The 12,024-nt window shown below is 70.6% G+C and carries 6 protein-coding genes; 5 read left to right on the top strand and 1 reads right to left on the bottom strand.

Annotated elements, in window-relative coordinates; all coding sequences use genetic code 11:
* Positions 1-221 precede the first annotated feature (221 nt).
* The 3 genes from I596_RS18840 to I596_RS17030 all read left to right on the top strand — a co-directional run bounded on the left by I596_RS18840 (position 222) and on the right by I596_RS17030 (position 7,211).
* Positions 222-3,206 carry a hypothetical protein gene (locus I596_RS18840; RefSeq protein ID WP_067650720.1) on the top strand — a complete coding sequence of 995 codons (2,985 nt, stop codon included), beginning with the start codon at positions 222-224 and terminating at the stop codon, positions 3,204-3,206.
* A 119-nt stretch (positions 3,207-3,325) separates the two neighbouring features.
* Complete coding sequence (locus tag I596_RS19175) at positions 3,326-6,496, top strand: S8 family serine peptidase (protein ID WP_067650717.1); 3,171 nt, start codon at positions 3,326-3,328, stop codon at positions 6,494-6,496.
* Positions 6,497-6,635: 139 nt separating this feature from the next.
* Positions 6,636-7,211 carry a GNAT family N-acetyltransferase gene (locus I596_RS17030; RefSeq protein ID WP_190278938.1) on the top strand — a complete coding sequence of 192 codons (576 nt, stop codon included), beginning with the start codon at positions 6,636-6,638 and terminating at the stop codon, positions 7,209-7,211.
* Positions 7,212-7,229: 18 nt separating this feature from the next.
* Here I596_RS17030 and I596_RS17025 read toward each other — a convergent pair whose 3' ends face one another.
* Positions 7,230-9,575 (bottom strand): Lcl domain-containing protein, encoded by a 2,346-nt coding sequence (locus I596_RS17025; RefSeq protein WP_067650716.1) that lies wholly within the window; start codon positions 9,573-9,575, stop codon positions 7,230-7,232.
* Between the two features lie 242 nt (positions 9,576-9,817).
* Between I596_RS17025 and I596_RS17020 the strand changes: the two genes are divergently transcribed.
* Positions 9,818-10,909 (top strand): phospholipase A, encoded by a 1,092-nt coding sequence (locus I596_RS17020; RefSeq protein ID WP_067650712.1) that lies wholly within the window; start codon positions 9,818-9,820, stop codon positions 10,907-10,909.
* A 181-nt stretch (positions 10,910-11,090) separates the two neighbouring features.
* Positions 11,091-11,996, top strand: coding sequence for a DUF817 domain-containing protein (locus I596_RS17015; protein WP_150132234.1), 906 nt, complete (start codon positions 11,091-11,093; stop codon positions 11,994-11,996).
* The last annotated feature ends 28 nt before the right edge of the window (positions 11,997-12,024 follow it).

Below are 12,024 nucleotides of genomic sequence, written 5' to 3'. Positions count from 1 at the left end.
TGCGCGGGGACGTGACGCGCGCACTTCCGAGGGCCGCCGGGTCCGCCGCCTGCATTCGCCGGCGGCGGCACGCGGCGAGCCGATCGTGCACGTTCTCCGCTTCGACCACCTGCCGGCCGCGCCGCTCCGGGGCGTGCCGTGCGCGGCGGTCCCCTCGCGTCGCCACAGCGGCCGGAACGCTCCGGCCGAGTCCGCTTTTCGACTTCGGGAGAATCGCCGTCATGAACAGATCCTCGTTTGCCCGCCTTGCCGCGCTGGCCGTCGGCCAGGCGCTGCTGCTGCCGGGAGGCGCGCTGCAGGCCGCGCCGCCGGCGGCCCACGTCTTCGTGCATGCCCCTGCCGCGGTGACCGGCGGCGGGCTGCAGCTCGCGCTGACCGTCGCCGCGTTCGCTGGCGATCCCAACCACTGCGGCACCGAGACCGAGATCGAGGCGACCACCGGCGATCAGGTGCTGCTGTGCTACACGCTGACCAACAACGGATCGACCACGCTGACCCACCAGTCGCTGGAGGACAGCCTGGACGGCACGATCCTGGCCTACGAGCCGATCACGCTGACGCCGGGACAGAGCCACCGCCGCGTGCGCACGATCGTCGCCGTCGGCGACGTGCAGCGGACCGCGAGCTGGAAGGGCTACTCGACGCTGCCGCGCTACGACTACGTCGACACCGGCGCCTCCGGCTTCGTCGATATCGCCGCCACCGGCACGCGCATCGGCTTCGACGCCGCGCCGGACCTGGTGTCCTACAACAGCGCGTTCCCGCTGCGCTTCTACGGACGCACGTCTTCGGCGCTGTGCGTCAGCAACGACGGCGTCGTGCTGTTCGACGATCCGGACTGCCGCTCGCCGCAGGCCGGCTCGAAGCCCGACTACGGCTACGCCTACAACGAGCCGCTGCCGGTCCAGGTCGGTTTCGGTCGCGTGCTGGTGCCCACCGTGATCGCGCCGATGTGGTTCGACCTGGACCGTGCTCCCGGCGGTGTCTACGCGCAAACGCTCGGCACGACGCCCAACCGGCGTCTGATCGTTCAGTGGAACGACCTCAATACCAATATCGCCAGCGAGACGGCGGCCCGGTTCCAGGTGGTGTTCCAGGAGGGGAGCGACACGATCCGCTTCGAGTACGCGGCCACCGCATTCGGTAACGAAGCCGACCACGGCGCCTTCGCCACCATCGGCCTGCAGGGCGACCCGGCCGGTCTCTACACGCAGTACTCCTACCGGCTGCCGTCGCTCGCGCCCGGCAAGTCGATCCTCTGGAACTACACGCCCGAGATCGGCGGCACCGCGGCCGGCAACACCGTCCACGTCGATGCGGGCGTCCCCGCGATCGCGGTGGCGCCGGGCGAGCTGTCGGCGGTCGCCGGACCGGGCGAGACCGTCGTCAAGACGCTGACGATCGACAACGTCGGCGCGCGCGACCTGGCCTGGAATCTCGGCGAGGCACCGGGCGGCACGGCAGCGCACTTCCCGCGCACGCAGCGCTACATCCGGCCGCCGCTGACGAACGGCACCGAGGCGGCCACCGGCTCGCTGGCTACCGCTTTCGCCGGCGCCGCGCGCCTGCCGTGGCTGTCCGGCCAGCGGCCGCTGGCCCCGGCCGGCGGCCTGCCGTTCTTCGGCACCAGTCCGATCGCCGGCTTCCTCGGCTTCGACGGCGCCGACCCCGGCGGCACCTTCAGCATCATCAATCCCGACGTCGACACCTGGTACTTCGGCAGCCAGTTCATCGGCAACGACTTCAGCAAGCTCTACGTGATCGTCTACGACAGCTGGACCTACCCGCCCGGCACCTACGGCACCATCGACGTGACCACCGGCGCGTTCACGCAGCTGGGCCGGATCTCCGGTGGCGACAGCTGGACATGGAGCGGCCTGACGCAGGACCCGCTGACCGGCACGGTCTACGCGCTCAACAGCAACGACGGCCTGTTCGCGAAGCTCTACACGATCGACTTCGCCACCGGCCGCGCGACCAAGGTCGGCGACATCACCGGGCCGGGTCTCAACCCGCCGTACTCGGTGCACACGCTGGCGATCTCGCCGGGCGGCCTGATGTACGGCATCGACCTGTACGGCCAGATGTTCGTCGCGATCGACAAGTCGACCGGCCAGGCGCATCCGATCGAATCGCTCGGCCTGCAACTGGGCGGCTTCCAGGACCTGGAGTTCGACCCGCAGACCGGCGTCCTCTACTACTCGGCCGCGTACGTCAATTCCAGTGGCGTCATGGTCGGCGAGCTGCGCCGGATGGACCCGCTGAGCGGCCTGTCCACCCCGATCGGCGGCTATCCGCCGACCGGCGGCTTCCCCGGCACCCAGGTCGGCACGATCGCGCTGGCCAAGCCGACCGTCGGCTGCGCGGCGCCGGGCGACGTGCCGTGGCTCTCGCTGACGCCGACCTCCGGCGCGATCGCCGCCGGTGCACCGGGCCAGGACGTCACCGTCACGTTCGACGGCACGGGCCTGTCGGCCGGCCGCTACGAAGCGTCGATCTGCGTGCACAGCGACGATCCGCGCCGGCCCGACGTGGCCGTGCCGGTGAGCTTCATCGTCGCCGACGCGCTCCTGTACGACCAGGGCATCGCCGATACGCCGCTGCGCGCGTTCAACAACACCGTCGTCGCGCCGGTCGTCGTGACCGGCATGTCCTCCGAGGGCGCCGACGACTTCGTCGTGACCGCCGCCGAAGGCTGGCGCGTCTCGGGTTTCAACTTCACCGCCTACAGCAACAACGGCACGTTCCCGTCGCACGTCAACCTGCGCGTGCACGCCGACGACGGCAACGGCCGTCCCGGCGAGGAGATCGTCTGTCTGGCGCCGCGTGTGCCGGCCTACGTGCTCGGCGAGCCGGCCAACCAGATCGGCGTGTGGCTGGCTTCGCCGTGCGTGCTCGCGCCCGGCACCTATTGGGTGGTCTGGTCGTTCGCCGACGTCGACATCTCCACGCCGGTGCTCGGCCTGTGGGGACAGACCACGGTGCAGCACAACCAGCCGGCGGTCTGGCGCAATCCCGGCGGCCAGCTGAGCGCGGGCTGCACGGCCTGGTCGACGTTCGGCCAGTGTCCGGACCAGTTCAACGCCAGCGCGCGTGACTTCGGCTTCGCCGTCTACGGCCGCGTGTTCGACGTCTGCGACGACGTCCTGTTCGCCGACGGCTTCGACGGCGGGCCCGGCGCCTGCCGCGCGGCGCCGCGCGACTGACGCACAGCCGGAGAGGCGGCGCCGTGCCTTCTCTCCGGACGTCAGCCGCGGACGCGGCATTCCGGATGCGGCTCGATGCCGAGCCGCATCCTTCTCCCACACGATCGGGAATTCCACACGTGCGTGACACCCTTCGAACGACGCTGCTCTTCGCCGCGGTGCTGTCCGCGATCGGCGCGACGCCCGGACGCGCGGCCGACGCCGACGCGCCGCGCAGCTATCTGATCCGCTACGCCGAGCCCGGCCTGTTCGAGTCGCGACCCGGCGGCGGCGCACCGCGCACGGGTGCCGCGATCGAGCAGGCGCGCGTCGAGCTGGTGACCGGGCAGCGTGCCCACACGCAGGCGATGCGCGCGGCGCTCGGTCGTACGCCGATCGTCACGCATCACTACCTGGCCAGTCACAGCGGCATCGCCGCGCAGCTGACGCCGGCTGAAGCCGAGCGTATCCGCGGCCTGCCCGGTGTCGCCGACGTGCGGCCGGACGGCGTGGAGTATCTGGACACGTTCCGCACGCCGGCCTTCATCCGCGCCGATGCGGTCTGGGACGGCCTCGCCGTGCCGGGCTTACCGGGCAGCCGCGGCGAGGGCACGGTCGTCGCGGTGATCGACACCGGCATCACGCCGGATCACCCGTCCTTCGCCGACGATCCGAGCTGTCCGGCCGACGGGCTCGGTGCCAAGCTGCTGAGCCACGTCGACTGCGGCAGCACCGACGAGAACGGCCGCTGCAACGGTCCCGAGCCGCTCGACGCGATCGGACACGGCACGCATACGGCCGCCACCGCGGCCGGCAGCTTCGTCGCGGCCGACGGCGCGCGGCCCGCGGTCTCCGGCGTCGCGCCGTGCGCGCACATCCGCGCCTACAAGGCCTGTCCGGGACTCGGCTGCACGTTCTCGGGCATCTACGCGAGTCTCGACAACATCCTGCTCGACGGCGACGTCGATGCGCTCAATTTCTCGATCGCCGGCGGCACCGATCCGTGGAACGATCCGGACCGCGTCAAGCTCGACCTGGTTGCCAACGGCATCTTCGTCGCGGCCTCGGCCGGTAACACGACGCCGTCGCAGCCGTATCCGGTCGGCCGCGTCAATCACCTCGGGCCGTGGGTCACGACGGTGGCCGCGACCACGCACGACGTCTGGGCCGACGGCCTGCTCGACGTCGCCGATGCCGGTGCGCCGGCCGAACTGGCCGGCATCCAGCTCTACAAGGCCAGCGATGCGCCGAACCTGACGCCGCGATCGAGCCTGGCGATTCGCCACTACGACGCGCAGCCGACGATGTTCGAGGGCTGCAGTGCCGGTCTGGAAGGCGCGCCGGCCGACCTGCCGGCGTTCCCGCCCGGTTACTTCCTCGGTGCGGCCGCGCTGGTGCGCAATGCCGGCTGCGCGCCGGCCACGCAGATCGCCAATGCGTTCGCGGCGGGTGCCGAGCTCGTGCTGATCCGCGCGACGCCCTCGCTCGGCGCCACCGATCTGCAGAGCCAGGGCCAGCCGGCGATTCCGGCCTACGGCATCGCACTGGCCGCCGGCGAGGCGCTGGCCGCCCATGTCGCCGCGAACGCCGAGGTTCGCGCCGATCTCGCGCCGGTGCAGGGCGATGCGCTCGGCGTGTTCTCGCTGCGCGGCCCGACGCCCGGTCCGTACCGTGATCTGACCAAGCCCAATCTCTCGGCGCCCGGCGTACGCATCTTCGCCGCGTCCAGCCAGCCACCCGGCTATGCGACGCTCGACGGTACCTCGATGGCGGCGCCGCACGTCGCCGGCGCCGCGGCGCTGTTGCGCAGCCTGCATCCGGACTGGACCGTGCCCGAGATCGCCTCGGCGCTGATGACGACCGCCAGGGCCGCCGGCGTCGACGACAGCTGGTCGCGGCCCTGGACCTGGGATCAGGCCGGCAGCGGGCGCATCGACGTGGCCGCCGCCGTCGGTGCCGGCCTGGTGTTCGACGAGAGCGTCGAGCATTTCCTGGCCGCCGATCCGGCCGTGGGCGCCCTGGACCTGCGCGATCTCAATCTGCCGTCGCTGCGCGACACCGACTGCGCACCGAGCTGCACCTGGGTACGCGGCCTGCGCAGCACGCTGGCCGACCCGGGGCAATGGACCGTCAGCGTCGAGGCGCAGACGCCCGGTCTGCGGATCGGCGTATCGCCGGCCACCTTCACGCTGGCCGGCGCACCGGCCGGCGGCGGTGTGGCCGATCGGCTGTTCGCCGACGGCTTCGATCCGCCGGCGCCCGGTCGCGATCAGGTGCTGGCGATCACCGCGACGCCGCCCGAGGACGGCGTGCTCGCGTTCGGCCGCGTGATCCTGACCGAGGTCGGCGGACGCGCGCCGCCGCAGCACCTGACGGTCGTCGCCTCCGGCCGCCGGGCCGGCACCGGCCGGCCGCAGATCGCGACGCTGCCGGCGGCGGTCACGGCGCACGCGTCCATCGGCGACGGCATCGTCAGCCGCACACTGGTCGTCGCCAACGACGACAGCGGCGACCTGACCTGGCAACAGACCCGCGTGCATCAGGCGGCGGTGCTCTGGGATCAGCCGGCCAGCGGCGGCGCCGGCGTGCGCTCCAGCCGCTCGACGACGCAGAACGGCGGCGTCTACAGTGCCAACGATTTCCGCCTGCGTGCGCGCACCGCGCTGACGGTGATCCGCACGCCGGGACTGGCAATGGCGGCGCCGCTGACGAACCAGCCGGTCACCTGGGCGATCTATCCGGACGACGGCGGCCGGCCGGCCGGCGATCCGGAAACCCGGCCGGGTGCCGCGGTCTGGACCTACACCGCGCCGGCCGACGGTGCCGGCGTGTCGATCGACGGCGGCACGATCGCGCTCGACCTCGCCGCCGCCGGCCAGAGCGTGGACCTGGCGGCCGGCGTGTACTGGCTCAGCGTGTTTCCGACCTACGCCAATCCGGTGACCGGTACCGCTGCGCACTGGCGCTGGCTGCAGGCGACGCGGGCCGACCTGGGCGCCCAGCTGATCTCGCCGGTGATCTACGGCGTCTCGAGCTGGTCGCCGATCGGGGTCATCGGCGTGTCCTTCGACGATACCGCCTTCGCCATCGAGGGGCGCATCGGCGGCGCGGCGGTCGACTGCTCGGCGCCGTGGCTGCAGCTGGCTCCTGCGTCGGGACAGGTGCCCGGCAGCAGCGCGCGGCCGGTCACGCTGCGGCTCGATCCGCGCCAGCTCGCGCCCGGTACGCATCGGGCGAGCCTGTGCATCGACAGCAACGATCCGTACCAGCCAACCCTGATCGTACCGGTGACGTTCACGGTCGATCCTTGATGGCCGGCACTGCGTTCTGCCGATCCGCCGTCGCGGCGGATCGCGCAGCATGCACGCCTGTCTCCTTCGCTACCGGTCGAACGCCAGGCCGTGCCTGCGCTTCGTGCCGAGGGACCCGCACCACACTATGAATACCCCCATGGAAACGATGACCGTGCCCGGGACGGCGGTGCTGCCGACGCTTCGCATCCGTCAGGCGACAGCCGTCGATGCGGCCGCCCTGGCGATCTTCGCCGCCCGCACGTTCGAGGAGACCTACGGCAAGGACAACCGGCCCGAGGACCTGGCGCTGCACCTGGCGACCGCGTTCGGGCCGCGGCAGCAGGCCGCCGAACTGGCCGATCCGCACGTCGTCACGCTGCTGGCGCACTGTGACGGACAGCTGGCTGCCTACGCCCAGGTCCGGCGCGCCGTGCCGCCGCCCTGCGTCGCCGGCCGCGCGCCGATCGAGCTGCACCGGCTCTACATCGACCGTCCGTGGCACGGCCGCGGTGTCAGCCAGCGGCTCCTGGCCGAGGTGCGCACGGTCGCCGCCGTGCAGTTCGGCGGCGCCACGCTCTGGCTGAAAGTATGGGAACGCAACGCCCGGGCGATCGCGTTCTACGCCAAGTCCGCCTTCGTCGACGTCGGCGTCGCCGACTACTTCGTCGGCACCGACCGGCAGACCGACCGCGTGCTGGTCAGCACGCTGGCCGGGTCCGCGCCGCCGCCGTGACCGTGCGCGGCGCGATGGCTACAGGTTCGCGTCCATCCAGGCGATGCGCTGCGTGAGCCAGTCCTTGAGATAGGCGATCTCGCCTTCGTAGGAGCCGGCCACCACGGCATTGGGCCAGAGGATCTCGGTCAACACCGGCCACGGTCCGAAGTTGGCGCCGAACGCCGTGCCGTAGACATCGGCCTGCTGGTCGATCGCGTCCAGCAGCGTGTCGATCTGGCTGGCCTTGAGCGCGTCCCAGCGTGCCCGCACCGCCGCGCGGAACGCCGGATCCTCGAACAGGCGCACGTACCAATGGCCACCGCGTATCCACCAGCCGTACGGATCGTTCTTGACGCCGTGGAACAGGTTGCCCGCCGCGATGTCGAAGTCCCACAGCGGACCGCGCGCGAACTTGCCGCCGCGATCCTTGAAGTTCCAGATGCTGCTGCCGTCGCGTGCGTCCTGGTTCTTCAGCAGTTCGTTCACCAGGTACCAGTCGATGAAGCTCGCGGTGTCGATCCAGGCCGCGTAGCCGTTGACCGGGTCGGCGAAGTACGGGCTGTAGATCGCCGCCTCGGTATTGCGCACGTAGCTGGCGATGTAGGCGTACTGCTCCGGCGCCAGTGTCTCCTCGTCCGGGTTGTCGATGCAGAACGGCACCAGGAGCGTGTCGAACTGCACCGACGGCGCGCAGTCGCGCCGGCCGTCCAGCTCGAGCAGGTAGCCGCCGGAGATGGCCGGCCGGGTGATGTCCCCGGGCGTGAGCTCCGGGATGTTCACGCGGTCGCGATCGATGCGGATCTGCTCGGTCAGCTGGTAGACGCCGAGGTAGGCGCCGTTGAGCTGCACGTCGACGAAGCGCGACCGCGGCGTCCAGGCCATGCCCAGGCGCTGGCCGGCCTCGAACGCCACATAGTTGCGCAACAGCGTCTTGTCGGCGTGGTTGGCCAGCAGGACCCAGTGCTTGCTGCTGGGCATGCCCAGCAGTGGTGTCTTCTGGTCCAGCTTGACGCGGTAGGGCTTCTTGTCCATGAGCCAGGTGCTGTTGCCGCGGCCGCGGATCTGCAAGGCGCCGGCATGGTTGAAGCCGTCGCCCTCGAGCGTCATCTGCGCGTCGACATAGTCGTCGCGACCGATCGGTGCGCCGCCGGCCGTCGTGATCGCCAGCACCGGCAGTGCCTGCGGCGGCGCCGGCGGCGGCGGCGCTTCCAGGTCGTCCGCGAACACGGCATCGCGCGGCCGGCCCTCGACAGCGGCTGACGCCGTGCGGACCAGCCGCGTGCGCGCCAGCGCCGTCTTGTCCATCGCGAACACCGCCCCTTCGCCGAAGAACACGGCCCAGGCCATGCGTCCGACGTGCCAGTTCGTGGTGGACGTCCAGTACGCGGTGTCGAGTGTGTTCGGGAACCGCGTCGTGTCGATCGCCGGCCGGGCACCGTCGCGACGGGCCAGGCTCGCCAGCTCCTTGACGTTGGGCAGGCGCCAGTCGGCGTGGCCACGCCAGGCCTGCTGGTTCTGCGTCTGCACGCGCTGCAGCGCCTGCTGCCAGGTCATCTCCTGCGGCATGCCCTGGCACTGGCTGCCGCCGAACTGGCCGATCGAGCACTGGTCCCACATCAGCCCGCTGCGCGGGTCGGTCACGGTGCCGTTGCCGTTGTCGATCAGCGCGCCGAACGCCTCGCCGCCGGTCACGAGGCGGATGGCCGCCGTGCGGTGGCGCGCCAGCGTGTTGACCTGGCCGCCGTGGAAATTGACGACCCAGCTGCGTTCGCGCGCCGCGCGCTCGCCGGTCCAGTGGAAGGCCGTCGCCGTGGCGGGAAGGAAGTCCGGATCGATCGCCGGTGCCGACGAACCGTAGTCCACCAGCTGCTGCAGCTCTTTGACGCTGGGCAGGCGCCAGCCGAAGCGCCCGCACAGGCCGCCGTCGGCATTGGCGATTCCGGCCGCCCGGCGGGCCTGCAGCCAGTCGCCGGTGGCGCCGTCGATCGACCAGACCAGGCCCGTCACGTTGTCGCGCGTGCAGGCCCAGTCGTCCATGCCGGGTCCTGCCGCCGCATCCAGCGGCAGCAGGTCGCCGCGCGCCGAGACCTTGCTGAAATCGAAGCCGTTGCGGCCGGCGCCCTCCTTGACCAGGGCGCCCGTCAGGGCCGAGTGGTCGCGGCCACTGGCGGCGTCCTGGCCGGGCCAGTCCGGATCGTCGCACGCGACCAGGGCGGTGAAATCACCGCCGCTGTAGCAGAGGTCCAGGCCGCTGTCGTTGATTCGCTGCGGCAGTGGTTGCGTCCCGACCGCGGAGCCGGCGGCCAGGAGGGCCAGCCAGAGCCAGCGGGAAGCGATGCGTGGGCCATGCGCGTGCGCGCGGAAGCCGATGGCGGGGTCCATGAAGGAGGTCCTCCGTCGTTTGGGGCGGGCGGCCGCATCCGCGAGGGGCAGAGCAGGGCCTGGGGATGACGTCGCGCCGGGCGCGCGCCTTGGACCGGCTTCGATCGCGATCCGGTACGGATCGGCATGGGCGGTGCGGCCGCAAACCCGCTGCAAGCCTGCTTGCCCTGTCCCTGCGAAGTCGATAGCGTCGCATTATGCAGGCCACGCCCTCGCCTGCAAGTTCATGCCGGAGTGCTGCGATGTCCCCGAGTACCGCGCGTTGCCGCGTCCCCTCCGCCGCGCTCGGCGCCCTGGCGCTCGCCGCATGGCCGGCCATTGCGGCCGAAGTCGATCTTTCGCAGTGCGTCGGGATCGCCGACGCCAGCACGCGCCTGGCCTGCTATGACGTCGCCGCCGGGCGCAAGGAACTGCCCCCCGGCGTGATCGCCGACGCGCCGCCCGAAGCCCTGGAGCCCGCATCGAAGACCGCCAAGGCCGCACCCGAGGTCTTCCGGCACGACACCGGCCTGCAACCCAAGCCCCGGGTCTCGTTGCTCGACTCGCGCTGGGAGCTGGATCCGGACTCCAAGCTCGGCACGTTCCACCTGCGCGCCTACCGTCCCGTCTACCTGCTGCCGGCGTTCTACGCGACCAGCCTCAACCGTGAGCCCGGGTCTCCCTCGCCCGACAACCAGGTCACCGACGCGCTCGACATCGACCGGTCCGAGCTCAAGTTCCAGCTGAGCTTCAAGGCGAAGCTGTGGGAGAACATCTTCGGCGACAACGGCGACCTGTGGACCGGCTACACCCAGGTCTCGCACTGGCAGGTCTTCAACAGCGCCACCTCGCGCCCGTTCCGCGAGACCAACTACGAGCCCGACGTCAACCTGATCTTCCGCACCAACTACGACCTGTTCGGCTGGAAGGGCCGCCTGCTCGGCATCGGTGCCGTGCACCAGTCCAACGGCCGCGGCGATCCGTTCTCGCGCAGCTGGAACCGCATCGTCGGCAACGTCGGCTTCGAGCGCGACGGCTGGACCCTCAACCTGCGTCCCTGGTACCGCATTCCCGAAAGCCGCCACGACGACGACAACCCCGACATCAGCGACTACATCGGCCGCGGCGAGGTGCAGCTGATCCGCGTGACGAACCGGCATCAGCTGTCGCTGCTGGTCCGCAACTCGTTCAAGGGCGACTGGCACGGTGCGGCACAGTTCGACTGGGGCTTCCCGATCGCCGAGGAGCTGCGCGGCCACGTGCAGGTGTTCCACGGCTACGGTGAAAGCCTGATCGACTACAACCACCGCGCCTGGTACTTCGGCGTGGGGATTTCGTTGCTGGAGTGGTACTGACGCGGGCGCGCAACCTGCCCACGTCTGCCAGAGCAGGCGATCCACGAACCGGCGCGCGGGCCGGTGAAGACGCAATTGCCCGCGCGCTGCCCGCCGATGTCAGAAGAACGCCATTTCACCGTCGCCGCCGTCGCGCAGATTCGCGTTGAACTGCGGCGGTCGAACCGGGCGGACCTTCCACATGCGCCTAATGCGCGAACCGCGTTTTACCGCTGCCTTGACGCGGTCGTCGATTGCGCGCGTTCTCGCGGCCCGGAAGCGCCCGCGTCCACACACCCGCGGTCATCGCCTTGCCGAGGGTATCGCCGAGTTCCTGATCTTCGGCTGCAAGCAGGCCTGGGCCTGCGTGTTCGGCGGGGCGATGGTCGCGTTGATCGTGGCGACGCACCTGTACTACCCGCACGACGCGTACGTGACGCGCTATGACTTCCTGTTCCTCGCGGCGCTCACGATCCAGGGCATTCTCCTCGGCAGCCGGTTGGAGACCGTCGAAGAGGCCAAGGTGATCCTGATGTACCACCTCATCGGTACCGCGATGGAGGTGTTCAAGACCGAGGTCGGCTCCTGGTCGTATCCGGAGGCCGGCCTGTTCCGCATTGGCGGAGTGCCGTTGTTCTCGGGCTTCATGTACGCCGCGATCGGCAGCTACATTGCGCGATGCTGGCGCCTGTTCGATTTCCGCTTCACGCGACATCCGCCGATCTGGGCGCTCGGCCTGCTCGCTCTCGCGATCTACGTGAACTTCTATACGCATCACCGGTTCATCGACCTGCGGGTCGCTCTGTTCGCCGCCAGCGCCGTGCTGTTCGGTCGTTGCTGGGTGCACTACCGCATCTGGCGGGTGCATCGACGCATGCCGCTCCTGCTCGGTCTCTTTCTCGTCGCGCTGTTTGTCTGGATCGCCGAGAATCTCGGCACGTGGACTCGCACGTGGACGTATCCGCACCAGACCCATGGTTGGTCGATGGTGAGGCTGGGCAAGCTCGGCTCGTGGTTCCTGCTGCTCGTCGTCAGCTACACGCTCATTGCCGCGGTCAGTCGGCCGCGTGCGCTGGACCAGGCGGCCGCCGGAAGGTGTCCAGGCTGAAGCCCCGTCCCGGTCCAAGCGGCTGCCG

Origin of the sequence: Dokdonella koreensis DS-123 (assembly GCF_001632775.1) — a bacterium.
Taxonomy (GTDB): domain Bacteria; phylum Pseudomonadota; class Gammaproteobacteria; order Xanthomonadales; family Rhodanobacteraceae; genus Dokdonella; species Dokdonella koreensis.
This window is presented reverse-complemented; position numbering and strand designations above follow the sequence as displayed.